Below are 22,614 nucleotides of genomic sequence, written 5' to 3' on the forward strand. Positions count from 1 at the left end.
GACTGCAGGGCAGGACATGTACGAACCACACGTATGACCTCCCTGGCCATGGTGCGGGGGTATCGGCGTACTGACAGGGCTGTTGAGGAGACACGCTATGCAGGTCACATTTCTCGGCGCTGCCGGTACAGTCACCGGCAGCAAGTACCTACTGGAGCGTAACGGTCAGCGCGTACTGGTCGACTGCGGCCTGTTCCAGGGCTACAAACACCTGCGGGTGCGCAACTGGGCTCCGTTTCCCATACCACCGCACAGCCTCGACGCCATCGTCCTGACCCATGCTCATCTGGATCACAGCGGCTATATCCCGGCACTGGTGCGGGACGGTTTCCGCGGGCCCATCTACGCAACAGCGGCAACCTGCGAACTGGCCAGGATTCTGTTGCTCGACAGCGGTCGCCTGCAAGAGGAACAGGCCGAGTACGCCAATCGACGAGGCTTCTCCAAACACCATCCGGCCCTGCCGCTGTACACCGAGGATGACGCCAAGCGCGCCCTCAAATACTTCCGCCCCATCGCCCTGCACCATCCACAAGACATTCTCGCCGACTTCAAGATACACCTGAGGTCTGCCGGACATATCCTCGGTGCAGCAACCGTGGAGATCGTCGCCGACGGTTCGACCTGGGTATTTTCCGGTGATCTGGGCCGGTACAACGACCCGATCATGCTCGCCCCGGAGACGATCGAAGAAGCCGACTACCTGTTCGTGGAGTCGACCTACGGTGACCGCCTTCACCCACCCGAGGACACCGAGCAACAACTGGCCGACGTCATCACCCGCACCGCCCTGCGCCATGGCATTACCCTGGTCCCCTCCTTCGCCGTGGGGCGCGCCCAGTTGCTGATGTATCACCTCTCTCGCCTTAAACAGGCAGGTGCCATCCCTGACCTGCCCATCTACCTGAACAGCCCCATGGCGACAGATGCAACGGTGCTGTATCAACGCTTCTGCAGCGAGCACCGGCTGTCCCCTCGCGCATGCGAATCGATGTGCCGCGTCGCCCACATCGTGCGCACTGTAGAAGAGTCCAAACGCCTGGATCAACAGCGCGGCCCGGCAGTAATCATCGCTGCCAGCGGCATGGCCACCGGTGGGCGCGTGCTGTTCCACCTCAAGACCCTGGCGCCCAACCCGCATAACACCCTGTTGTTTTCCGGCTATCAGGCAGGCGGTACGCGAGGTGCGCAAATCGTTGCCGGTGCGCCCTCCGTTCGACTGCATGGCGAGGACGTCGCGATACGGGCCGAGGTTGTGTCCCTTGAGAGCCTGTCGGCACACGCCGACGCCGATGAAATCATGCAATGGTTGCGTGGCTTCAAGCGCGCGCCAAAACACACCTATGTGGTGCATGGTGAACCCGCGGCAGCCGATACCCTGCGCCGGCGCATCAGCCTTGAGCTCGGCTGGTCCGTCTCGGTGCCGGAGCACCTGGAACGCGCCGAGGTAGCAGCATCAACACCTCCACTGCCCACAGAACCCCACGCAAAGTAGCCCTATACATGAAAATATGTTTGTATAAGATAACTCGGCAAAATTTGCGCAAGCACCCTCCCTAGTCCCGCGTGCATTACCGGCAGGAGCTTCCATGAACCGCTTCAACCCGCGAAAGCTGGCCTTGTCAAAGTGGACTGCCTGCAAACCGCTCAATCGAGAGAAACACTTCCTGGTCACCGACCTGCTGCATGACGAGCAAGGCACCTTGCTGAAGGTCGAGCTGCAGGCTGTTTACAGCAACCGTAGTGAGTGGCTGGACTGGCATGAGCTTCGCGACAGTGAGCGCTGGAAGGCAGGCTGGCAGTGACCAAAAATTGATACAGAATATATCTATACAAAACTATTGACTTGTACAGATATTATCTTAGCCTTAACTTGTACAAAACATTAATCATGTACAAGATAGAGGCTTCTGGATGTCGACCTTCCTGCAGCAGTTCGCCGAGCGATTCGCCGCCCTGGATCGCGACCACCTTGAGCACCTTCCAGGCCTCTACAGCAGCGATGTGTGCTTTATCGATCCTCTGCATCAGATCAATGGACTGAACGCCCTGCAGCGTTACTTTTCCGAGCTGTATGCCAATGTCGAGGACTTGAGCTTCCAGTTCCACGGCCATGACACCGTCGCCGAAGGTTCAGGCTACCTGCGCTGGACCATGACCTATCGCCACCCACGCCTGCGTAGCGGAGCGCCGGTCAGCGTTACCGGGTGCTCCCACTTGCGCTGGGCAGACAAGGTCTACTATCACCGCGACTACTTCGATGCCGGCGCATTGCTCTACGAACACGTGCCATTACTGGGCAGCGTGATTCGCGGGCTCAAGCGGAGGCTGGCATGAAGCGGATCTGGCTGACTGGAGCCAGCAGCGGCATTGGCGCAGCGTTGGCCGAAGTACTGCTTGAGCAGGGACATCAGCTCGCGCTGACCGCACGCAACACTGCGCCTCTAAAACAGCTCGCGATGCGTTTTCCCGACCAGGTTCTATTGGTGCCAGGCGACCTGCTCGACAGTCTCCAGGTCAAGCAAATAGGCGTGCGCATCGCTCAGCACTGGGGCGCACTGGATCAGGTCATCGCCAATGCCGGCACCTGCGAGTACCTGGAGCCCGAGCATTTCGATGCTGCGCTGGTGTCGCGCGTGGTTCAAGCCAACCTGTTTACCGCCAGCCTGACCATCGAGACCGCACTCCCCCTTCTGCAACGCGGCCATGCGCCGCACCTGGTGGCCATAGGCAGCTCAGTGACCTTTCTGCCCCTGCCGCGAGCGGGGGCCTACGGTGCCTCCAAAGCCGGCCTGCGCTACCTGATCGACTCACTGCGGATCGACCTGGATCGCCAAGGCATCGCCGTCACGCTGGTCAGCCCAGGCTTTGTCGACACCCCCCTGACACAGCGCAATGACTTTCCCATGCCCCTGCGCTGGTCAGCGGAAAAAGCCGCCCGTCACATCGCCCAAAAACTGGAGCGCCGCCCCTATGAGGTTGCCTTCCCTGCACTGTTTATCGCCTGCCTGAAGCTGCTCGGTCACCTGCCAAAACACTGGCAGTTGGCAGTGGGCAAGCGACTTGCACGCCCCGGCCAGGAGTCCTGACCCCATGCGTATTGCAATCGTCGGCAGCGGCATTGCCGGCCTCACGGCGGCCTACCTGCTGCAGCGCAACCACCACATCACGGTCTTCGAGGCCGCTGACTGGATCGGTGGCCACACCCACACTGTGAATGTTCAATTGAATGAACGCAGTTATGCGGTCGACACCGGTTTCATCGTGTTCAATGACTGGACCTACCCGAATTTCATTGCCCTGATGGAGCATCTGGGCGTGACCTCATGCCCTACCGAGATGAGTTTTTCGGTGCATGAGCCCAAGACGGGCCTGGAGTACAACGGCAACACCCTCAATAGCCTTTTCGCCCAACGCAGCAACCTGATATCGCCGGCGTTCTGGGGAATGCTACGGGACATTCTGCGCTTCAACCGCGAAGCACCACTGGACCTAGACCGAGCACACATCGACGCCAGCACGACACTCGGCAGCTATCTGCAACAGCGTGGCTATGGCAATCGCTTCATCGAGCACTACATCGTGCCGATGGGTGCCGCGATCTGGTCAATGTCGCTGGCCGACATGCTCGGGTTTCCCTTGGCATTCTTCGTACGTTTTTTTCGCAACCACGGCCTGCTTTCGGTCACCAACCGCCCCCAATGGCGGGTGATCAAGGGCGGCTCCAGCGCCTACATCAAGCCGCTGACGGCCAGCTTCGCCAAGCACATCCGCCTGAACTGCCCGGTGCAACGCGTATGCCGTGACACGGAGGGTGTCAGCATCACAAGCACTGCCGGGATCGAGCGCTTCGATAAAGTGGTATTTGCCTGTCACAGCGACCAGGCCTTGGCGTTACTGGAAACGCCTACCGAGCAAGAGCAGCAGATACTCGGGGCCATCGGTTATGCGCAAAACGACGTTGTGCTGCACACCGACACCCGTCTGCTGCCCGACCGACGCCTGGCCTGGGCGAGCTGGAACTATCGCCTGGGTGGTCCTGAGCACGCGCCTGCGGCGGTGACCTACAACATGAACATCCTGCAAGGCCTGGACGCACCACGCACCCTCTGCGTAAGCCTCAACCAAAGCGAGGCCATCGACCCGACACAGGTGCTCGGCCGCTTCCGCTATGCACACCCGCAGTACAGCCTCGGGGCCCTTGCCGCGCAGGCACGCCACGCTGAACTGCTCGGCCCGCAGCACAGCTACTACTGCGGCGCCTACTGGGCCAACGGCTTTCACGAGGATGGTATGGTCAGTGCGCTGAAAGTGGCTCAGCAGTTCGGGGAGCGATTATGAACAGCGCCTTGTACCACGGCTGGGTAAGCCACCGACGCTTAGCCCCACGCGCGCATGCCTTTCGCTACCGCATGAGCATGTTGTACCTGGACCTGGCTGAACAGGATGCGTTGTTTGCACTCAGCCCACTGGCCGGGCGCGAGCGATTTTCAGCGTTCAGCTTCCGCGAACAGGACTACCTGCCGCGCTATACACACAGCGGCGTAGCGCTGGCCGATGCCGTCAATCTGCTGCTCGTGGAGGCCCTGGGCTACGCCCCAGGTGGCGCCATACGCCTCTTGACCCAAGCGCGGAACTGGGGATTGGCCTTCAACCCGGTGAGCTTTTTCTTTTGCTTCGACAAACACGACGCCCTCGCAGCCATTTTGTGCGAAGTCACCAACACACCCTGGCGCGAGCGCTTTCACTATGTATTGCCGTGTCATGAGAGCGGTGTACAGCAGTTCAGCGTCGCCAAAGCCTTTCATGTCTCGCCCTTCTTGCCCCCGGACCTGGAATACCGCATGCGCTTCACGGCGCCAGGGCAACACCTGAATATTTCCATGCAGGACTGGCAAGGGCCAGAAAAGCTGTTTGAAGCCGGTCTGAGCCTGACCCGCATGCCCCTGAACCGCAGCAACCTGCACCGCCAGTTGATCGCCTTCCCCTGGATGTCAGTCAAAACCGTGACCGCCATCTACTGGCAGGCCCTGCGCCTGCTCCTCAAACGCACGCCAGTCTTTTCCCATTACGACACCCCGCGACATCTGCGTGTCGCCCGTAACCGCAGCGAGGACGTTGACCATGAAGAGCCCTAACCTGACCGTCGCCAAAAGCGGAGCCTTCGCCGCTGGCAGCACGGGCTTGCTCAAGCGCCTGGTGCTGCGCCAGTTGGCACGGCTGCGCAAAGGCCAACTGACCGTACTGGTTGACGGTCAGCGCCTGTCGTTCGGCGAAGCCCGCTCCAGCCTGGTGGCCGAACTTCAGGTGCTGGATGATGCGCTGTGGGGGCTTATCGCTACCAACGGCTCGATCGGCGCCGGTGAAGCGTACGTACACGGTCACTGGACCAGCCCGGACCTGACTGCCGTGATTCGCCTGTTCGTCGCCAACCTCGACATACTCGACGCGATGGAGGGCGGCCTGGCACGCCTTGGGCGGCCCTTGGTGCAAGGCCTGCACTGGCTTAACCGCAATACTCGCAAGGGCTCGAAACGCAACATTGCAGCGCACTATGACTTGGGCAACGCGCTGTTCGAGCAGCTGCTCGACCCTACCATGATGTACTCGGCCGCCATGTTCCGCAGCACAGAAGACAGCCTGGAACAGGCACAGCTGAACAAACTGGAACGTATCTGCCGCAAACTGGACCTGCGCGCCAGCGATCATCTGCTGGAGATCGGCACGGGCTGGGGCAGCATGGCACTCTACGCCGCAACCCATTACGGCTGCCGTGTAACGACCACGACACTGTCCGAAGAACAGTACGCCTACACCTGCCAACGTGTCGCCGAGCAAGGCTTGCAAGGGCGCATCACGGTATTGCGCAAGGACTACCGTGACCTTGAAGGGCGCTATGACAAACTGGTCTCGATCGAAATGATCGAGGCGGTTGGCCACCGTTTCCTGCCCAACTATTTCCAGCAATGCGCACGCCTGCTGAAGGACGACGGCCTGATGCTGCTGCAAGCCATTACCATCCGTGACCAACGCTATGAACAAGCTCGACGCTCGGTGGACTTCATTCAGCGCTACATCTTTCCCGGTGGCGCCCTGCCCTCGCTGACCCGCATGCTGGAAATCGCCAGCCGAGACACGGACCTGAACGTCCACCACCTGGAAGATTTCGGCCTGCATTACGCCCGCACCCTGCGCCTCTGGCACGAAAACCTGTGCCGAGCCCGCCACGCCTTGCAGCTGTTGGGTTACGACGAAACGTTCCAACGCATGTGGGAGTTCTATTTCTGCTACTGCGAAGGAGGCTTCCTGGAGCGCGGCATCGGCGTGGCTCAATTGCTCCTGGCCAAACCTGACGCCCGTCCTGCACCCCTGCTAGAGGCACTGGAAGCCTGAGCATGAACCGACGCCTGATCGGCAATGCCGTGCTGTTCCAAGTCGGTTGGACGGCCTGTCTTTTCGGTGCACGGCACCCCATCTGGTTACTGCTGGCGCTGGGGTGTCTGGCCTTGCAGGTGGCCTGGGCTCCGGCACCTGCACGCGAATGCCGCCTGCTGTTGAAAATCGCCGCCTGTGGCTGGGTGCTAGACAGCCTGTTGCTGAACCTGGGCGTGTTCGATTTCGGTGACAACCGCTGGATCCTACCCAATTGGCTGGCGATACTCTGGCTGCTGTTTGCCAGCACCTTGCGTCTTAGCCTGGCCTGGACCGCATCGCCCTTATGGCTGGCGGCACTGTTCGGAGGCCTGGGTGGCCCCATGTCGTACTATGCCGGAGCACACCTGGCAGGCGTCGGCTTCCCCTACGGGCTTTGGCCATCGCTAACCCTGCTCGCACTCCTCTGGGCGCTACTACTGCCAGCCTTGCACCGCTTGGCCCGCCACCCGTGACAAGCGTTGCCAAGGGCAACGCTTCGGGCAACGCGTCATCGCCTTGCGACTACCAGGTAGACCGTATGGAAAACGGCAGTTTCAGCGGCGCATCAGCACTGTTACCCAAGCCGCACATTTCGTCATGCACGACCTTCTGCACCAGCAGACACGGGATTTCGGGTAGATGCTGCAACACCTCTCGGGCGTGAGTCGTCGAGCGCAAGCAGAGGTTGTGCCCCTGCTCGTCGAGCAACGGGTGCAGCTTGCCCTCCATCAGTGCCTGCAAGACGTAAATCCCGCCCTCAAGCGAGACCAGATTGAGCTCGTCAACGCGCCCTGCATCGGCGAAGCCTGACAGTTGCTGAAGGTTCATATTTGACGCTCCCAGGGGCATAGCCCCGTCTTGAGGTGCCACAGTGGAACTACCAGGGCAAGCGTTCGCCCTGATAGCTGAAAAAGGCGCCGCTGTCGGCGGCGGTGACGCCGTCAAGCACGGCCAGCATATCCGCCACGGCTTCGCGTGGAGCACGCGCGGCAGGACGAAACGGTCGGGACAGGGCTGACGCGACAGTGCCAGGATGCAGCGCGACCAGGCGCTTACCGGGCCAGCGCCGTGCCGCTTCTATCGCCGCCGTTTTGAGGAGCATGTTCAGTGCCGCCTTCGAGGCCCGGTAGCTGTACCAGCCCCCCAGGCGATTGTCGGCGATGCTACCGACCTTGGCCGACAATACCGCCAGCAGACCGTTGCTCCCGAGCAATGGCACAAAGTCCCGCAACACCAGTGCAGGGCCAATGGCATTGATCTGAAACGTTGCCAACAGTTGCTCCTGATTCAGTGACTCCAGCGCCTTCTCCGGCATGAAACCGTCACCGTACAGAACACCAGCAGCCAACACGATCAGATCAAACGGCGGCTGGCCTTCATAAGACTGGGCAGCCATGGAAATGCTCTGGGGGTCGGTCAAATCAAGAGAGGGGCGTGTACTGCGCCCCAGGCAGTGCACCTCGGCACACCGCGGATCCTCACGGAGCACATCGACGAAAGCACCACCAATGGCACCACTGGCACCGATCACCAATGCCCGATACCCCTCCGGCAGACTGTTCATGAGTTACCCCCGCCGCGCCTGAAGAACAGCGTCACCTGCCCCAGCTCCAGACCAAACTTGGACATGAATGAGCGGTTGATCAGCGTGTCGTCATCCATCAGGTACATCCAGTCATCGAACTGCACCGGATAAAACGCGCCGTCCACCTCCAGGTTGAGGGTGTAGCGCCAACGCAACGCATTACCGGCCACCTGACCCTCGGCCTCACCGATCACGTCGCCCGCCGTACCGCGCCAGCGCCCAGGGCCACTCGGTGTCAGGCGCCAAACCCGTTGCTGACGGGTGCCATCGCTATACACAAAACGCTCATCGAGGATCAGCGCTTGCCCCTCCATCCGCCCCTCGATGGTCACATGGAAACGCTTGACCACCTCGCCCGAACGCTTCTGGAACATGCCCCAGGCTTGCACGGGCACCGAGAAGAACCGCGGCAAGTCCAATGCTGGCGTCTCGTTGCGGTAATGATCGACGTCAACGTTGCCGCAACTACTCAACAGCAGGCTGCATGCCAGCAGGCAGGACTTCCACATCATGCTTACCCTCATCGTCATTTCCCGCCCAGCAAGTGCTGGCGCAACTCAGGGTTACGCGTACGCGGGTCAAACCAGATATCGAAAAACGCACGCGAGAACGCAGGATCAACAACCTCGTAATGCAAACGGTCATCCACGTAGAACCGCGCCCCGGCACCCGGTAAAAACACACCGATGATCCGCTGCCCTGGCTCAACATCGACAAAGGCCCGTGCCATCTGCGCCTGCCACACCTTGAGTTGCGCATCATCGACCGCCCTGCCTCGTAAGCGACGTATCTCGTCAACGCTGGCGTCCACCAGTTGCGCGCGGCTGATTGATCGGTGATAGGTCAGCTCAAGCGCGAAGGGTTGCTGATAATCCAACTGGGCTGAAGCACCCCACAGGTTCGCGCTGTACACCCGAAAACCATAGAGCCGAAACTCGGCACTGCCGATCAGGTGGCCACCGGGCAGCAGCGCCTGCCAACTGGCGAAAGCACCTGGACTGCACAGCAACAGGGCGCTGAACAACACGCCCAACGTCCTGCGTTCGACCAGACGTGTCAGGCTATGACGCAGCAAGGGCAATGACGGTCTGTCCATGGCATGGGACTACCTTTTCTAAACAAGGCCGAAATGTAGTTTTCTCTGGCACTCGGGACTGCATGCACGACTGCACCTCAAAATAGTTGTACAGAAATTGGTATTTGTACAGCTTAATGCGGCGATTTATTGTTTTTTGTACAACTTACCGTCAAAAGGTCGTACCGAATCAAACCCGGAGCAGGCTCAGCAGCAAGAAACTCCGAGCAGCAGGTGATTGCCTTGCCGTTCTAGGAACTAGACTGATGCGCGCGTCTATTTCCAAACACAGGGTTTGGCGCTTGCCGAACTGTCGATAGGGAACACCTCATGCAGTTTCTAGAAAGCCCCCCGCGATTTCTGTTTTTTACCGGCAAAGGCGGTGTGGGAAAAACCTCGATTGCCTGCGCTACGGCACTGCAGCTCACGGCACAAGGTCGGCGCGTACTGCTGGTGAGTACCGACCCGGCATCCAACGTTGGACAGGTCTTTGGCATCAGCATTGGTAACCACATCACCCCGGTACCCACTGTTGCCAACCTGTCGGCGCTGGAAATTGACCCTCAGGCTGCGGCGCAGGCCTATCGCGACCGGATTGTCGGCCCTGCCCGAGGCGTGCTTGAGGCCAGCGTCGTCAAGAGCATGGAGGAGCAATTGTCGGGTGCCTGTACCACAGAAATTGCTGCCTTCGACGAGTTCACTGCACTACTGGTCGGCTCCAGTCAAACCGACCGCTACGAACACATCATTTTTGACACTGCGCCCACCGGGCACACCATTCGCCTGCTGCAACTCCCGGGCGCGTGGAGCGGCTTTCTGGATGCCGGCAAGGGCGATGCCTCTTGCCTAGGACCGCTGGCGGGTCTCGATAAACAGCATGACCAGTACCGCAAGGCAGTTGAAGCGCTCTGCGATCCAGTACGCACGCGGCTGGTCCTGGTCGCTCGGGCGCAAAATGCCGCGCTACGCGAAGCCGCCCACACCCATGAAGAACTCGCCACCCTTGGCCTTCGCGAGCAGTACCTGGTGGTCAACGGTGTGCTACCCGGCACCGAGGCCGAAAAAGACCCACTGGCTGCAGCCGTGTATACGCGGGAGCAGTTGGCGCTTGCCCAAATGCCTGAAGCACTCAAGCCACTGCCGCTGGATCAACTACCACTGAAGGCCTTCAACCTGGTGGGTATTGAAGCCCTGAAACAGTTGTTGCGTGATACATGTGACACTGAAGGCCTCCAGCCCACCGTCGTCCACATTGATGCGCCAAGCCTGAGCGACCTCGTCGATGACATCGCCCTGGATGGCCACGGGCTAGTGATGGTCATGGGCAAAGGTGGCGTAGGTAAAACCACCTTGGCAGCAGCGGTGGCCGTCGAACTGGCTCATCGGGGCTTGCCGGTTCACCTCACCACCTCAGACCCGGCCGCGCATCTGGCCGAAACCTTGAGTGGATCAATGAGCAACCTCACCCTCAGCCGCATTGACCCTCAGGTCGAAACCCAGCGGTATCGCGATCACGTGATGGCGACCAAAGGCGCGGCTCTGGATGAGCAAGGCAAAGCCCTTTTGGCCGAAGACCTGCGCTCGCCCTGCACAGAAGAAATCGCCGTCTTCCAGGCGTTTTCCAGAGTCATTCGGGAGGCCGGCAGGCGGTTTGTGGTCATGGATACAGCCCCCACCGGGCATACCCTGTTGTTGCTCGATGCCACTGGCGCCTACCACCGCGATATCGCCCGACAAATGGAAGGCAGCAGCATGCACTTCAGTACCCCGATGATGCAGTTGCAGGACCCGAAAAAAACCAAGGTATTGCTGGTGACACTGGCCGAAACAACACCGGTACTTGAAGCGGCCAACCTGCAAGCCGACCTGCGGCGTGCTGGCATTGAGCCTTGGGCCTGGGTGATCAACAACAGCATCGCGGCCACCACAACCCAGTCACCACTGCTCCGTAAACGGGCAGAGAATGAGCTTGAGGAAATCGAGCATGTGGCCAATGAGTACGCCAGACGCTATGCCGTAATCCCCTTGATGGCCGAGGAACCTATCGGTGTTGAACGCCTGCTCAAACTGAGCAAGAAACAACCCCGGCACAGGTGAAGACAATGGGTACATGGCTGATGAAGCGGGACATGATCAGCGCGTCAGCACCACGACATTAGTCGAACACCGGGCGCGGATCACCGAAACCGTGCAGCAAGAGGCACCTACGCACGTCCAATATGCACGTCTAGGCGTTTCCGATCTGCACGGGATGTATTATCGTGGCTGCCTGCGCAAGATGCGTCGCCTGACCAACCAGGCATTTGCCAACCGATCGAGGGTGCCATGAGTAACGAAAGCATTAACTGGGACAAGCTGGGCTTCGACTACATCAAGACCGACAAGCGCTACCTGTCGCACTGGCGCAATGGTGAGTGGGACAAGGGCACCCTGACCGAAGACAACGTCCTGCACATCAGCGAAGGTTCCACCGCGCTGCACTACGGCCAGCAGTGTTTCGAAGGCCTGAAGGCCTACCGCTGCAAGGACGGCTCGATCAACCTGTTCCGCCCGGACCAGAACGCCCAGCGCATGCAGCGCAGTTGTGCACGCCTGCTGATGCCACAGGTACCGACCGAGGCCTTCATCGAAGCCTGCAAGCAAGTGGTCAAGGCGAACGAGCGTTTCATTCCGCCGCATGGCAAGGGTGCGCTGTACCTGCGTCCGTTCGTCATTGGCGTGGGCGACAACATCGGCGTGCGTACCGCACCGGAGTTCATCTTCTCGATCTTCGCCATCCCGGTCGGCTCGTACTTCAAGGGCGGTATGAAGCCGCACAATTTCCTCATCTCCAGCTATGACCGCGCCGCCCCGCAGGGTACCGGTGCCGCCAAGGTGGGTGGTAACTACGCAGCCAGCCTGATGCCAGGTGCCGAGGCCAAGAAAGCCCACTTCGCCGACTGCATCTACCTCGATCCGCTGACCCACAAGAAGATCGAGGAAGTCGGCTCGGCCAACTTCTTCGGTATCACCAAGAACAACGAGTTCGTCACGCCGAAGTCCGCGTCGGTACTGCCTGGCATCACCCGCCTGTCGCTGATCGAGCTGGCAAAGTCGCGCCTGGGCCTGAACGTGATCGAAGGCGACGTACTGATCGACGAGCTCGACCGTTTCACCGAAGCCGGGGCCTGCGGCACCGCTGCGGTAATCACCCCGATTGGTGGCATCGAATACAACGGCAAGCTGCATGTGTTCTACAGCGAGACCGATGTCGGCCCGGTAACCCAGAAGCTCTACAACGAGCTGACCGGCATCCAGAGTGGCGACGTCGAAGCGCCAGCAGGCTGGATCGTCAAGGTCGCCTGATCACGAACCCCGCCTCCTGGCGGGGTTTCTTTTTCTGGCGTGCAGCACTCGACCGTGCCCGTGAGCCCGCTAGATGAATTTTTCTTTAACCCGAGCACCGCCTATTCTTTGGCACAATCGAGCTTCCACTCGCCGCCCAGGTAAAAGCATGCCTCGCGTACTGACTATCGAAGACGACGCTGTCACCGCCCAGGAGATCGTCGCCGAACTTTCCAGCCATGGCCTGGAGGTTGACTGGGCCAACAACGGCCGTGAAGGCCTGGCCAAGGCCATCGCCGGCAGCTATGACCTGATTACGCTGGACCGCATGCTGCCTGAGCTCGACGGCCTGACAATCGTCACCACACTGCGCAGCCTGAAAATTGCCACACCGATCCTGATGATCAGCGCCCTCTCCGATGTCGATGAGCGGGTGCGCGGGCTGCGCGCCGGTGGCGACGACTACCTGACCAAGCCATTTGCTTCCGACGAGATGGCCGCCAGGGTCGAAGTACTGTTACGTCGAAACAACACCAGCACCCTGCAGACCCGCCTGCAGGTTGCCGACCTGGAACTGGACCTGATCAGTCACGAAGCACGACGCGGCGAACTGACGCTCAACCTGTTACCCACTGAGTACAAGCTGCTGGAATTTCTCATGCGCCATGCCGGCCAGGTCATCACCCGCATGATGATTTTCGAGGAAGTCTGGGGCTACCACTTTGATCCCGGCACCAACCTGATCGATGTACATATCGGTCGCCTGCGCAAGAAAATCGACGCTCCGGGCCAAGTGCCGCTGATTCGCACTGTGCGGGGCTCCGGCTATGCCATTGCCGAACCCGTCTAAGGGTTGGAGTTCATCCACCAGTCGCCTGCTGGCACTGTACAGTTTCCTCTTCGTCGCCTGGAGCAGCATCCTCATGGGGGTGCTGTACTTTGAAGTATCCGACTACCTGAACAAGCTCACCCGGCACTCGCTGCAACAACGCCAGCACCTGTTCGCGCACATGAGCGGCAAACAGCTGGACGATGCACTGATTGCCAGCCAGGCTTTCGAGGAGCGCAGCTTCGATGCCTACGGCCTGTTCGATGCAGCACTCAACCCGCTCAGTGGCGAGATTCGCAAGATCCCACCGGAACTGGGCCTGGACGGCAGGGTCCACGAGCTGGGCCGCTGCCTGGACGCCGACGCGCCACACCTGCCCAAGGACAGCTGCGATGCAGTTGCCCTGAAGGTCCCTGACGGCCGCTGGCTGGTCCTGGTGCGTGACAATGGCTCACTGTTCGTGGTGACCCGGATCATCCTGCATGCCTTGCTCTGGGGGCTGTCACTGACAATCATCCCTGGCATCGCGGGCTGGTACCTGCTGCGCCGTCGGCCACTCAAACGCATTCGGGCGATCCAGGCCAGTGCCGAGCAAATCGTCTCTGGCGACTTGACCCACCGCCTGCCACTGTCCCAGCGGCGTGACGAGCTGGACATGCTGGCGGCCATCGTCAACGCCATGCTCGACCGCATCGAACGGCTGATGCACGAGGTCAAGGGTGTATGCGACAACATTGCCCACGACCTGCGCACCCCCCTCACCCGCCTGCGCGCCCAGTTGTACCGTATTCGCCAGCAAGCGGGAGACGATTCCGCGCAAACCCAGCAACTGGACCACGCGATTGCTGAAACCGACACCCTGATGGCACGCTTTCGCGGCCTGCTGCGCATCAGCGAACTGGAAGACCGTCAACGCCGCGCCGGGTTCGTCGAGCTAGACCCGCACGCACTGCTGCTGGAACTCCATGACTTCTACCTTCCATTGGCTGAAGACGGTGAAATCGACCTGCGCCTGCAACTGCCGGCTCAACTCCCCAGCCTGCATGGCGACCGCGAGCTGCTGTTCGAGGCACTGGCCAACCTGCTGAGCAATGCGATCAAGTTCACCCCGGCCCACGGCCAGGTCGCGTTGAGCGCCCACAGCGATGCACAGGGCGTGCATATCGAAGTGCAGGACAGCGGCCCCGGCATTCCGGAAGACGAACGCCAGGCGGTATTGAAACGGTTTTATCGCAGCGAGGAAGGTCATCGGCACCCAGGGTTTGGCCTGGGCTTGTCGATCGTTGCAGCGATCGTCGACCTGCATGGGTTCGAGCTGGAAATCGGAGAAAGCGCGCTGGGTGGCGCCAAGCTGGTACTGCATTGTCGCCGGTAGACACTGCGATGGCCTCGGCGCAGGTACCCGTGAATGCGCGGTGCCTGCATCGGTGGCAAGCCAACTCACACAATCGCTGTGGGAGTCCGCTTGCCACCGATTAAAGGCAACGCTGATCAGTCAGCCAGGCGCCAGGTAGTACCGCCCTTGCTGTCTTCAAGTACCACGCCCATGGCCGTCAACTGATCACGGATGCGGTCAGATTCAGCCCAGTCCTTGTTGGCCCGCGCTTGCAGACGCGCCTGGATCAGTGCTTCAACCTCGGCAGCATCGACACGACCCTCGGCGCCCGCGCGCAGGAAGTCGTCGGCGTCCAGCTGCAACACACCCAGCAGCCCCGCCAGCTCGCGCAGGCGAGCGGCCAGGCCAGCAGCGGTCTGCGGCTCGGCTTCACGCACACGGTTGATCTCGCGCACCAGGTCGAACAGTACCGCACAGGCTTCAGGGGTGCCGAAGTCGTCGTTCATCGCGACCTTGAAGCGCTCGACATACTCTTCGCCGCCCTGCGCTGGAACCAGCGGCAGGCCACGCAGTGCATGATAGAAGCGCTCCAGTGCGCCCTTGGACTCACGCAGGCTGTCTTCGGAGTAGTTGATCGAACTACGGTAGTGGCTCGACACCAGCAGGTAGCGAACCACTTCCGGGTGATACTTCTCGAGCACATCACGAATGGTGAAGAAGTTGTTCAAGGACTTGGACATCTTCTCGCCATTGATGCGAATCATCCCGCAGTGCATCCAGGCCTTGGCGTACGGCTTGCCGGTTGCGGCCTCGCTCTGGGCGATTTCGTTCTCGTGGTGCGGGAACTCCAGGTCGTTGCCGCCACCATGAATGTCGAAGCTCTCGCCCAGGCAGCAGGTGGACATCACCGAGCACTCGATGTGCCAGCCAGGGCGCCCGGGGCCCCATGGCGACGGCCAGCTCGGCTCACCCGGCTTGACGCCCTTCCAGAGGACGAAGTCCAGCGGGTCCTGCTTGGCTTCGTCAACTTCGATACGCGCGCCGATACGCAGGTCTTCGATCTTCTTGCGCGACAGCTTGCCGTAGCCGACAAACTTGCCGACCCGGTAGTACACGTCGCCATTACCCGGCGCGTAGGCGTAACCCTTGTCGATCAGGGTCTGGATCATCGCGTGCATGCCGGCGATATGATCGGTAGCACGTGGCTCCTGGTCTGGAGGCAGGATGTTCAGTCGGCGCTCGTCTTCATGCATTGCGTCGATCATGCGTGCGGTCAAGGCGTCGAACGACTCGCCGTTCTCGTTGGCACGGTTGATGATCTTGTCGTCAATGTCAGTGATGTTGCGCACGTAGGTCAGGTCATAACCGCTATAACGCAGCCAGCGGGTAACCAGGTCGAACGCGACCATGCTGCGACCGTGGCCCAGGTGGCAGAAGTCGTACACGGTCATGCCGCAGACGTACATCCGCACCTTGTTGCCTTCCAGGGGGGTGAAGACTTCCTTGGTCTTGGTCAGGGTGTTGTAAATGGTAAGCACGAGGATTCCTTAGCTGCCCCACGAATCGCGCAGGGTCACGGTGCGGTTGAACACCGGGCGGCCCGGTTGGGAGTCTTTCATGTCGACGCAGAAGTAACCTTCGCGCTCGAACTGGAAGCGGTCTTCAGCCTGGGCCTTGCCCAGAGAAGGTTCCGCACGACAACCACTCAGCACCTGCAGCGAGTCGGGATTGATGTTGTCCAGGAAGCTGCCGCCCTCCTCGGTCTTCTCCGGGTTGGCCGAGCGGAACAGGCGATCATAGAGGCGAACTTCACACTCAACGCTGTCAGCCGCTGGCACCCAGTGAATAACGCCTTTGACCTTGCGGCCTTCAGGGTTCTTGCCAAGGGTGTCCGGGTCGTACGAGCAACGCAGCTCGACGATAGTGCCGTCAGCGTCCTTGATAGCCTCGTCGGCGCGGATCACGTAGCTGCCACGCAGACGAACCTCACCGGCAGGCTCCAGGCGCTTGTACCCTTTCGGCGGTTCTTCCATGAAGTCGTCACGATCGATGTACAGCTCGCGAGCGAACGGCAGGACGCGAACGCCCATGTCTTCCTTCGGGTGGCACGGCAGTTCGAGCTGCTCGACCTGGCCTTCCGGGTAGTTGGTGATGACCACTTTCAGTGGGCGAAGCACGCACATCGCGCGTGGCGCGGTACGGTCCAGGTCATCACGGATGCTGAATTCGAGCATGGCCATGTCGACGACACCGTCGGAACGGTTGGTGCCGATCATGTCGCAGAAGTTGCGGATTGAGGCCGGGGTGTAGCCACGACGGCGAAAACCGGACAGCGTCGACATGCGCGGGTCATCCCAGCCGTTGACGTGCTTCTCGTCGACCAACTGCTTGAGCTTGCGCTTGCTGGTGATGGTGTAGTTCAGGTTCAGGCGGCTGAATTCGTACTGGCGCGGCTTGGCCGGCACCGACAGGTTGTCCAGGAACCACTCGTACAGCGGACGATGGCCTTCGAATTCGAGGGTGCAGATCGAATGGGTAATGCCTTCGATGGCGTCGGACTGGCCATGGGTGAAGTCATAGTTCGGGTAGATGCACCATGCGTCACCGGTCTGGTGGTGATGGGCGTGACGAATGCGATAGAGGATCGGGTCACGCATGTTCATGTTCGGCGAGGCCATGTCGATCTTGGCCCGCAGTACGCGCTCACCGTCCTTGAACTCGCCGGCCTTCATGCGGGCGAACAGGTCCAGGTTTTCCTCGACCGAACGCTCACGGAAGGGACTGTTCTTGCCCGGCTCGGTCAGGTTGCCACGGTACTCACGGGCCTGTTCCGGGGTCAGGTCGCAGACATAGGCCTTGCCGGCCTTGATCAGCTCGACGGCCCACGCATGGAGCTGGTCGAAGTAGTCGGAGGCGTAACGCACCGGACCGGTCCACTGGAAGCCCAGCCATTTGACGTCGCTCTGGATCGCATCGATGTACTCCTGGTCCTCTTTGGCCGGGTTGGTGTCATCGAAACGCAGGTGACAGGCACCACCGAATTCCTCGGCCAGGCCAAAGTTCACGCAGATCGACTTGGCGTGGCCAATGTGCAGGTAACCATTGGGCTCTGGCGGGAAACGGGTGACGATGCTGCTGTGCTTGCCCGAGTCCAGGTCAGCCTGCACGATCGGTCGCAAGAAGTTCGCAGGGACAGCGGGAGCGCCTTTGGCAGCGGCGTTGGGAGCGGTGTCAGCAGTGGGCTTGCTCATAGGATCCTTGAATACGGGTACACGGCCAGGGTAGGCCGACTAAATCAAAGCGCTTATCATAGCCGAAGCAGTCAAGCTGCCGACAGGTCAGCACCGACAAACAGGCGCGAATATCGACCGTCGTTGCAAAAAAACAGCCGCGAACCGCGTATCGCCGCCTGTAGACTGAGCGTCAGGGTTATTACGCGATCCTGCGCAACCTATTTCAATTGCCTTGAAAAGAGCGAATTTCAGCATGTCCAAAGTCAAACTGAGCACCAACCACGGCGACATCGTCCTGCAACTGAATGCCGAAAAGGCCCCGATCACCGTGGCCAACTTCATCGAGTACGTCAACGCTGGCCACTACTCGAACACCATTTTCCACCGTGTCATCGGTAACTTCATGATCCAGGGCGGCGGTTTCGAGCCTGGCATGAAAGAAAAGAAAGACAAGCGTCCAAGCATCCAGAACGAAGCGGACAACGGCCTGAGCAACGCCAAGTACACCATCGCCATGGCCCGCACCATGGAGCCGCATTCGGCATCGGCGCAGTTCTTCATCAACGTTGCCAACAACGATTTCCTCAACCACAGCGGCAAGAACGTGCAAGGCTGGGGCTACGCCGTGTTCGGTGAAGTGATCGAAGGCCAGGACGTAGTCGACAAGATCAAGGCCGTTCCTACCGGCTCCAAGTCTGGCCACCAGGACGTACCGAAGGACGACGTGATCATCGAGAAAGCCGAGATCATTGAGTGATACTGCTGATCTCCGATCTGCACCTGCAAGAAGAACGCCCGGATATTACCCGGGCGTTTCTTGATCTGCTGGAGGGCCGCGCCCGACAGGCACAGGCGCTGTACATCCTTGGCGACTTCTTCGAAGCCTGGATCGGCGACGACGCCATGACGCCTTACCAGGCATCAATCTGCCAGGCCCTGCGCGCCTTGAGCGACAGTGGCACACAGATCTTCCTGATGCATGGCAATCGCGACTTCCTGATCGGCCAGGCGTTCTGTGAGGCAGCGGGCTGCACCCTGCTGAGCGATCCCTGCGTGGTCGAAATGGGTGGCGAACCGGTGTTACTGATGCACGGCGACAGCCTGTGTACCCGTGACCTGGCCTACATGAAACTGCGCCGCTACCTGCGCAACCCCCTCAGCCTGTGGATCCTGCGGCATTTGCCGCTGAGTACGCGGCAGAAGCTGGCGCGCAAGCTACGCAGCGAAAGCCGTACACAAACCCGCATGAAGGCCAACGACATTGTCGATGTGACGCCCGAGGAAGTGCCGCGGGTCATGCAGCAGCATGGTGTACGCACCCTGGTGCATGGGCACACCCATCGTCCGGCGATTCACAAACTGGCGCTGAGCAATACGCCAGCACGGCGTATCGTACTGGGGGATTGGGACCGTCAGGGCTGGGCCTTGCAGGTGGATGAGCAAGGCTTCCAACTGGCACCGTTCGATTTCCACTGAACACCTGTCACCGGCAGGCCCTTGCTCGGGCACAGGCATGCCGGTGACACCCCTCGCTAATGCCCTGCCGCCGCCGGCCCTGCCTTGGCCGTAAAGGGCGGTTTGGCCAGCCACAGCAAGAACACCAAGCCGACGAACACCCAGCCCAAGAGGGTGAAGTAGTCCACCGTCGACATCATGTAGGCCTGGCTATTGAGTATCTGCTCCAGTTGCGCATACGACTGCCCATTGGCGCCCCCCAAATGATTCAACGCCTCGCGAGTCGCCGGCGCATAGGTACTGATACTTTCGCTCAAGTAGGCATGGTGCTCGTCCGCCCGGCGTATCCACAACCAGGTCATCAACGAGGCGGCAAAGCTGCCACCCAAGGTTCGCAGGAACGTGGCCAGGCCTGACCCATCGGCAATCTGATGCGGCGGCAGGTCCGATAGCAGGATGCTCAGCGTCGGCATGAAGAACAGCGCCACACCAAAGCCCATGAACAGTTGCACCAGCGCGATGTGCTGAAAGTCCACTTCATGGGTGAAGCTTGCACGCATGAAGCAACTGGCTCCGATGGCCAGAAACGCCAGGCCCGCCAACAGACGCAGATCGAATTTGTGTGCGTACTTGCCGACAAATGGCGACATCAACACCGGCAGCAAGCCAATCGGCGCCACAGCAAGACCCGCCCACGTGGCGGTGTATCCCATCTGGGTCTGCAACCATTGCGGCAGAATCAGGCTGATACCAAAGAACCCGGCATAGCCACCGACCAGCACCAGGGTGCCGACACGAAAGTTCCGGTGCACAAACAACCGCAAGTTGACCACCGGGTGCTTGTCGGTCAGTTCCCAGATCACAAAAACCGCCAGGAACACCACGGAAATCAGGCTACCCACGATGATGAAGCCCGACTCGAACCAATCAAGGTCATTACCCTTGTCGAGCACAACCTGCAGCGCGCCGACACCGACGATCAGCGTCAGCAAGCCCACATAATCCATTGGTTGACGGCGGGTACTCACCGGCCGCGCACGCAGCTGTTGACGCACCACAAAGGCAGCGAACAAACCAATGGGGACGTTGATGAAGAAGATCCAGGGCCAGCTGTAACTGTCGGTGATCCAGCCACCCAGAATCGGCCCGGCAATCGGGGCCACTACCGTCACCATCGCCAACAAAGCCAGGGCCATACCCCTTTTGGCGGGCGGATAAACCGCGATCAGCAGGGTCTGGGTCATGGGGTATAGCGGTCCTGCGACGATCCCCTGCAGCACCCGGAAGCCCACCAGCTCCGGCATCGACTGGGCAACACCACAGAGGAACGAGGCCAGCACGAACAACAAGGTCGCCCAGAGGAACAGCTTGACCTCACCAAAACGCCGACTGAGCCAACCGGTCAATGGCAAGGCAATCGCGTTACTGACTGCAAACGAGGTAATCACCCAGGTGCCCTGCTCCGAGCTAACCCCCAGGTTGCCGGAAATGGTCGGCAACGCCACGTTGGCGATCGTGGTGTCGAGCACCTGCATGAACGTCGCCAGCGACAAGCCAATGGTGGCCATCAACAGGCTCGGCGGCGTGAACGAGGCCGAGTGGCTCATCGCAGCGCCGTCTTGCTGGCACCCGCGCTGTTCTCATGGATCAGCTGGGTGATCATGTCGTCAGCTTCGACCAGTTGGCGATCATAGATACGCGTTGAAAATGACGCTGTCTGCCGTGGTTGCTGAGCGAGCACCGGGCCACTCTGGTCGTGCAGGTCGACATCAACCTGGGTCGACAGGCCAATGCGCAGCGGGTGCCTGGCCAGTTGCTCGGGGTTGATATGAACCCGCACCGGCACCCGCTGAACGATCTTGATCCAGTTACCTGTAGCGTTCTGCGCGGGCAACAAGGCGAACGCACTACCGGTGCCGGCCCCCAGGCTGTCGATGGTACCGTTGTACTTGACCTCACTGCCGTAGACATCGGCGACGATGTCGACCGGTTGGCCAATGCGCATGTTGCGCAGTTGGGTTTCCTTGAAGTTGGCATCAATCCACAACTGATCCAGCGGAATGACCGCCATGGTTGCCGTGCCCGGCTGCAAGCGCTGACCGAGCTGCACCGAGCGCTTGGCAACGTAACCGGTCACCGGCGCCAGCAGCGTGGTACGGGCGTTGGCCAGGTAAGCCTGACGCAGTTCGGCAGCCGCCGCCTGGACTTCGGGGTGCGAGGACACCACCGTGTCATCAACCAGTGCGGTACTGGTGTTGAGCTGTTGACGGGCAGAGTTCAGAGCGCTTTGCGCAGATGCCAGGTCATCACGGGCATGGGACAGTTCTTCCTGGGAGATCGCGCCACCGGCCGCGAGGGTCTGGCGTCGGGTGAAATTCTCCTGAGCTTTCTGCAGTTCGGCCTGGCGCGCAGCCACCTGAGCCTTCATGCCGTCGACATTACTGTACAGCCCGCGCACCTGGCGTACGGCACGCGCCAGCTTGGCCTTGGCAGCCTGCAGGCCGACCTGGGCATCGGCAGGGTCGAACTCGAGCAGCACCTGCCCCTCGTGAACCAGATCACCGTCATCCGCACCGATGCTGACCACCGTACCTGTAACCAACGGGGTAATTTCCACGACGTTGCCATTGACGTAAGCGTCGTCAGTGCTTTCACGCCAGCGCCCGTATAGCGTGTGCCATGCCCAGACAGCCGCACCGAGCAGCACAACCAGAAGCAGCAAACCGAGCAGCACAACCAGAAGCAGCAAACCGAGCAGCCAGGTCTTACGTTTACGCTGATTGACGAGATCCTGCGCGCTGTCGGCGGTCTCGGAGACATTGGCCATGACGAATTCCCGGGCTTATTGGAGAGGGGAGATCAAAGGGTGGATACTCTGGGCGCAGGCCTACTTGGCCCCTACCCGCAAAGCGATCAGGGTGTCTCCCGCCGCCAGCAGCACTTTGGTCAAGAGCGCTTCCAGCGTGGCCAGCTCCGCCGGCTCAAGCACCCCGACCAACTCGTTCATCGCTTTAGCGCCGATCTGTGGCAACTGATCAGCCAGCCTGCGCCCTTCATCACTCAGTTCGAGGCGAACCTGACGACGGTCGTCCGGGCAGCGCCTGCGGGCAATCAGGTCCTTCTGTTCCAGGCGGTCAAGCATGCGGGTCATCGAGCCGCTGTCCAGGCCAAGGTAACGGCACAGGTCCGCAGGCGTATCGACGCCATACTGCGCAACGATGATCAGCACCTTGAACTGCGCGGCCGTCACACCGAACGCCTGTAGATGGGTATCGAGAATACGGTCCTTGACCAACGCGGTACGTCCCAGAAGCATGCCAATGGTGCAGTTCTGGAAGTTGTCCGGGGTGTAATGTTCCATTG

24 protein-coding genes are annotated in these 22,614 nt (G+C 60.4%); 15 read left to right on the plus strand and 9 right to left on the minus strand.

All coding sequences use genetic code 11. From position 1 onward, the window contains the following. Positions 1 to 97 precede the first annotated feature (97 nt). The 8 genes from IE038_RS16955 (at position 98) to IE038_RS16990 (ending at position 6,887) form a co-directional block, all read left to right on the plus strand. Complete coding sequence (locus IE038_RS16955; RefSeq protein WP_163932551.1) at positions 98 to 1,495, plus strand: MBL fold metallo-hydrolase RNA specificity domain-containing protein; 1,398 nt, start codon at positions 98 to 100, stop codon at positions 1,493 to 1,495. A gap of 94 nt (positions 1,496 to 1,589) precedes the next feature. Continuing rightward, positions 1,590 to 1,805 (plus strand): TIGR02450 family Trp-rich protein, encoded by a 216-nt coding sequence (locus IE038_RS16960; RefSeq protein WP_163932548.1) that lies wholly within the window; start codon positions 1,590 to 1,592, stop codon positions 1,803 to 1,805. Between the two features lie 109 nt (positions 1,806 to 1,914). Continuing rightward, positions 1,915 to 2,337 (plus strand): nuclear transport factor 2 family protein, encoded by a 423-nt coding sequence (locus tag IE038_RS16965; RefSeq protein WP_163932546.1) that lies wholly within the window; start codon positions 1,915 to 1,917, stop codon positions 2,335 to 2,337. Beyond that, positions 2,334 to 3,089, plus strand: coding sequence for an SDR family NAD(P)-dependent oxidoreductase (locus IE038_RS16970; protein WP_189395975.1), 756 nt, complete (start codon positions 2,334 to 2,336; stop codon positions 3,087 to 3,089). The genes IE038_RS16965 and IE038_RS16970 overlap by 4 nt, the downstream gene beginning before the upstream one ends. Positions 3,090 to 3,093: 4 nt before the next feature. Next, the gene (locus IE038_RS16975) at positions 3,094 to 4,341 is read left to right on the plus strand and encodes an NAD(P)/FAD-dependent oxidoreductase (RefSeq protein WP_163934793.1); all 1,248 of its coding nucleotides are present in this window, start codon (positions 3,094 to 3,096) and stop codon (positions 4,339 to 4,341) included. Next, the gene (locus IE038_RS16980) at positions 4,338 to 5,138 is read left to right on the plus strand and encodes a DUF1365 domain-containing protein (protein ID WP_163934790.1); all 801 of its coding nucleotides are present in this window, start codon (positions 4,338 to 4,340) and stop codon (positions 5,136 to 5,138) included. The genes IE038_RS16975 and IE038_RS16980 overlap by 4 nt, the downstream gene beginning before the upstream one ends. Further along, positions 5,125 to 6,393: an SAM-dependent methyltransferase gene (locus IE038_RS16985; RefSeq protein ID WP_189395976.1), complete on the plus strand. Its 1,269-nt coding sequence runs from the start codon at positions 5,125 to 5,127 to the stop codon at positions 6,391 to 6,393. The genes IE038_RS16980 and IE038_RS16985 overlap by 14 nt, the downstream gene beginning before the upstream one ends. Before the next feature lie 2 nt (positions 6,394 to 6,395). After that, the gene (locus tag IE038_RS16990; protein ID WP_163934787.1) at positions 6,396 to 6,887 is read left to right on the plus strand and encodes a DUF2878 domain-containing protein; all 492 of its coding nucleotides are present in this window, start codon (positions 6,396 to 6,398) and stop codon (positions 6,885 to 6,887) included. Positions 6,888 to 6,936: 49 nt separating this feature from the next. Here IE038_RS16990 and IE038_RS16995 read toward each other — a convergent pair whose 3' ends face one another. The 4 genes from IE038_RS16995 to IE038_RS17010 are packed head-to-tail and all read right to left on the minus strand — an operon-like array spanning position 6,937 to position 9,095. Next, positions 6,937 to 7,242 (minus strand): DUF6482 family protein, encoded by a 306-nt coding sequence (locus IE038_RS16995; protein WP_163934784.1) that lies wholly within the window; start codon positions 7,240 to 7,242, stop codon positions 6,937 to 6,939. A 49-nt stretch (positions 7,243 to 7,291) separates the two neighbouring features. Next, a complete protein-coding gene (locus IE038_RS17000; RefSeq protein ID WP_163934779.1) occupies positions 7,292 to 7,978 on the minus strand; it encodes an SDR family NAD(P)-dependent oxidoreductase in 687 nt (228 codons plus the stop codon). Further along, entirely contained in the window at positions 7,975 to 8,508 is a 534-nt protein-coding gene (locus tag IE038_RS17005; protein WP_163934805.1) for a DUF3833 domain-containing protein, read from the minus strand. Before IE038_RS17005 ends, IE038_RS17000 begins: the two co-directional genes overlap by 4 nt. Before the next feature lie 17 nt (positions 8,509 to 8,525). Next, complete coding sequence (locus IE038_RS17010; protein ID WP_163934777.1) at positions 8,526 to 9,095, minus strand: chalcone isomerase family protein; 570 nt, start codon at positions 9,093 to 9,095, stop codon at positions 8,526 to 8,528. Positions 9,096 to 9,404: 309 nt separating this feature from the next. Here IE038_RS17010 and arsA point away from each other — a divergent pair, with 309 nt between their 5' ends. The 5 genes from arsA to IE038_RS17035 all read left to right on the plus strand — a co-directional run bounded on the left by arsA (position 9,405) and on the right by IE038_RS17035 (position 14,602). After that, a complete protein-coding gene (arsA, locus tag IE038_RS17015) occupies positions 9,405 to 11,171 on the plus strand; it encodes an arsenical pump-driving ATPase (RefSeq protein ID WP_163934774.1) in 1,767 nt (588 codons plus the stop codon). Between the two features lie 13 nt (positions 11,172 to 11,184). Beyond that, positions 11,185 to 11,403 (plus strand): hypothetical protein, encoded by a 219-nt coding sequence (locus IE038_RS17020; RefSeq protein ID WP_163934771.1) that lies wholly within the window; start codon positions 11,185 to 11,187, stop codon positions 11,401 to 11,403. Beyond that, a complete protein-coding gene (locus tag IE038_RS17025; RefSeq protein WP_163934768.1) occupies positions 11,400 to 12,419 on the plus strand; it encodes a branched-chain amino acid aminotransferase in 1,020 nt (339 codons plus the stop codon). The genes IE038_RS17020 and IE038_RS17025 overlap by 4 nt, the downstream gene beginning before the upstream one ends. A gap of 148 nt (positions 12,420 to 12,567) precedes the next feature. Continuing rightward, complete coding sequence (locus tag IE038_RS17030; RefSeq protein ID WP_163934765.1) at positions 12,568 to 13,248, plus strand: response regulator transcription factor; 681 nt, start codon at positions 12,568 to 12,570, stop codon at positions 13,246 to 13,248. Beyond that, on the plus strand, positions 13,226 to 14,602 hold the full coding sequence (locus IE038_RS17035; RefSeq protein WP_163934762.1) for a sensor histidine kinase: 1,377 nt from the start codon (positions 13,226 to 13,228) through the stop codon (positions 14,600 to 14,602). The genes IE038_RS17030 and IE038_RS17035 overlap by 23 nt, the downstream gene beginning before the upstream one ends. 116 nt (positions 14,603 to 14,718) lie before the next feature. Here the strand turns inward: IE038_RS17035 and cysS are convergent, their stop codons facing one another. Together cysS and IE038_RS17045 are read right to left on the minus strand one after the other, a co-directional pair. Continuing rightward, a complete protein-coding gene (gene cysS, locus IE038_RS17040; RefSeq protein WP_189395977.1) occupies positions 14,719 to 16,101 on the minus strand; it encodes a cysteine--tRNA ligase in 1,383 nt (460 codons plus the stop codon). A 9-nt stretch (positions 16,102 to 16,110) separates the two neighbouring features. After that, entirely contained in the window at positions 16,111 to 17,814 is a 1,704-nt protein-coding gene (locus tag IE038_RS17045) for a glutamine--tRNA ligase/YqeY domain fusion protein (protein ID WP_163934757.1), read from the minus strand. 235 nt (positions 17,815 to 18,049) lie between these two features. On the opposite strand from IE038_RS17045, the gene IE038_RS17050 reads away from it, so the two are divergent. Further along, positions 18,050 to 18,553 (plus strand): peptidylprolyl isomerase, encoded by a 504-nt coding sequence (locus IE038_RS17050; RefSeq protein WP_163934754.1) that lies wholly within the window; start codon positions 18,050 to 18,052, stop codon positions 18,551 to 18,553. After that, on the plus strand, positions 18,550 to 19,272 hold the full coding sequence (locus tag IE038_RS17055; RefSeq protein ID WP_163934750.1) for a UDP-2,3-diacylglucosamine diphosphatase: 723 nt from the start codon (positions 18,550 to 18,552) through the stop codon (positions 19,270 to 19,272). The genes IE038_RS17050 and IE038_RS17055 overlap by 4 nt, the downstream gene beginning before the upstream one ends. 56 nt (positions 19,273 to 19,328) lie before the next feature. Here IE038_RS17055 and IE038_RS17060 read toward each other — a convergent pair whose 3' ends face one another. The 3 genes from IE038_RS17060 to IE038_RS17070 are packed head-to-tail and all read right to left on the minus strand — an operon-like array spanning position 19,329 to position 22,612. Beyond that, positions 19,329 to 20,858 (minus strand): DHA2 family efflux MFS transporter permease subunit, encoded by a 1,530-nt coding sequence (locus IE038_RS17060; protein WP_189395978.1) that lies wholly within the window; start codon positions 20,856 to 20,858, stop codon positions 19,329 to 19,331. Continuing rightward, positions 20,855 to 22,078, minus strand: a complete 1,224-nt coding sequence (locus tag IE038_RS17065) for an HlyD family secretion protein (RefSeq protein ID WP_189395979.1) — start codon at positions 22,076 to 22,078, stop codon at positions 20,855 to 20,857. The genes IE038_RS17060 and IE038_RS17065 overlap by 4 nt, the downstream gene beginning before the upstream one ends. Before the next feature lie 60 nt (positions 22,079 to 22,138). Then, the gene (locus IE038_RS17070; protein WP_189395980.1) at positions 22,139 to 22,612 is read right to left on the minus strand and encodes a MarR family winged helix-turn-helix transcriptional regulator; all 474 of its coding nucleotides are present in this window, start codon (positions 22,610 to 22,612) and stop codon (positions 22,139 to 22,141) included. Positions 22,613 to 22,614: the final 2 nt, after the last annotated feature.

This window comes from Pseudomonas laurentiana (assembly GCF_014648275.1).
Lineage (GTDB): Bacteria > Pseudomonadota > Gammaproteobacteria > Pseudomonadales > Pseudomonadaceae > Aquipseudomonas > Aquipseudomonas laurentiana.

What these genes read in the sequence shown, in the direction of transcription:
- IE038_RS17005 (WP_163934805.1), bottom strand. Translation starts at nt 8,508, where the DNA reads ATGTGGAAGTCCTGCCTGCTGGCATGCAGCCTGCTGTTGAGTAGTTGC.
- IE038_RS16990 (WP_163934787.1), top strand. Translation starts at nt 6,396, where the DNA reads ATGAACCGACGCCTGATCGGCAATGCCGTGCTGTTCCAAGTCGGTTGG.
- IE038_RS16980 (WP_163934790.1), top strand. Translation starts at nt 4,338, where the DNA reads ATGAACAGCGCCTTGTACCACGGCTGGGTAAGCCACCGACGCTTAGCC.
- IE038_RS16995 (WP_163934784.1), bottom strand. Translation starts at nt 7,242, where the DNA reads ATGAACCTTCAGCAACTGTCAGGCTTCGCCGATGCAGGGCGCGTTGAC.
- IE038_RS17065 (WP_189395979.1), bottom strand. Translation starts at nt 22,078, where the DNA reads ATGGCCAATGTCTCCGAGACCGCCGACAGCGCGCAGGATCTCGTCAAT.
- IE038_RS17020 (WP_163934771.1), top strand. Translation starts at nt 11,185, where the DNA reads ATGGCTGATGAAGCGGGACATGATCAGCGCGTCAGCACCACGACATTA.
- IE038_RS17000 (WP_163934779.1), bottom strand. Translation starts at nt 7,978, where the DNA reads ATGAACAGTCTGCCGGAGGGGTATCGGGCATTGGTGATCGGTGCCAGT.
- IE038_RS17070 (WP_189395980.1), bottom strand. Translation starts at nt 22,612, where the DNA reads ATGGAACATTACACCCCGGACAACTTCCAGAACTGCACCATTGGCATG.
- arsA (WP_163934774.1), top strand. Translation starts at nt 9,405, where the DNA reads ATGCAGTTTCTAGAAAGCCCCCCGCGATTTCTGTTTTTTACCGGCAAA.
- IE038_RS17030 (WP_163934765.1), top strand. Translation starts at nt 12,568, where the DNA reads ATGCCTCGCGTACTGACTATCGAAGACGACGCTGTCACCGCCCAGGAG.
- IE038_RS17010 (WP_163934777.1), bottom strand. Translation starts at nt 9,095, where the DNA reads ATGGACAGACCGTCATTGCCCTTGCTGCGTCATAGCCTGACACGTCTG.
- IE038_RS17035 (WP_163934762.1), top strand. Translation starts at nt 13,226, where the DNA reads ATGCCATTGCCGAACCCGTCTAAGGGTTGGAGTTCATCCACCAGTCGC.
- IE038_RS17060 (WP_189395978.1), bottom strand. Translation starts at nt 20,858, where the DNA reads ATGAGCCACTCGGCCTCGTTCACGCCGCCGAGCCTGTTGATGGCCACC.
- IE038_RS16985 (WP_189395976.1), top strand. Translation starts at nt 5,125, where the DNA reads ATGAAGAGCCCTAACCTGACCGTCGCCAAAAGCGGAGCCTTCGCCGCT.
- IE038_RS17045 (WP_163934757.1), bottom strand. Translation starts at nt 17,814, where the DNA reads ATGAGCAAGCCCACTGCTGACACCGCTCCCAACGCCGCTGCCAAAGGC.
- IE038_RS17025 (WP_163934768.1), top strand. Translation starts at nt 11,400, where the DNA reads ATGAGTAACGAAAGCATTAACTGGGACAAGCTGGGCTTCGACTACATC.
- IE038_RS16955 (WP_163932551.1), top strand. Translation starts at nt 98, where the DNA reads ATGCAGGTCACATTTCTCGGCGCTGCCGGTACAGTCACCGGCAGCAAG.
- IE038_RS16960 (WP_163932548.1), top strand. Translation starts at nt 1,590, where the DNA reads ATGAACCGCTTCAACCCGCGAAAGCTGGCCTTGTCAAAGTGGACTGCC.
- IE038_RS17050 (WP_163934754.1), top strand. Translation starts at nt 18,050, where the DNA reads ATGTCCAAAGTCAAACTGAGCACCAACCACGGCGACATCGTCCTGCAA.
- IE038_RS16975 (WP_163934793.1), top strand. Translation starts at nt 3,094, where the DNA reads ATGCGTATTGCAATCGTCGGCAGCGGCATTGCCGGCCTCACGGCGGCC.
- IE038_RS16965 (WP_163932546.1), top strand. Translation starts at nt 1,915, where the DNA reads ATGTCGACCTTCCTGCAGCAGTTCGCCGAGCGATTCGCCGCCCTGGAT.
- IE038_RS16970 (WP_189395975.1), top strand. Translation starts at nt 2,334, where the DNA reads ATGAAGCGGATCTGGCTGACTGGAGCCAGCAGCGGCATTGGCGCAGCG.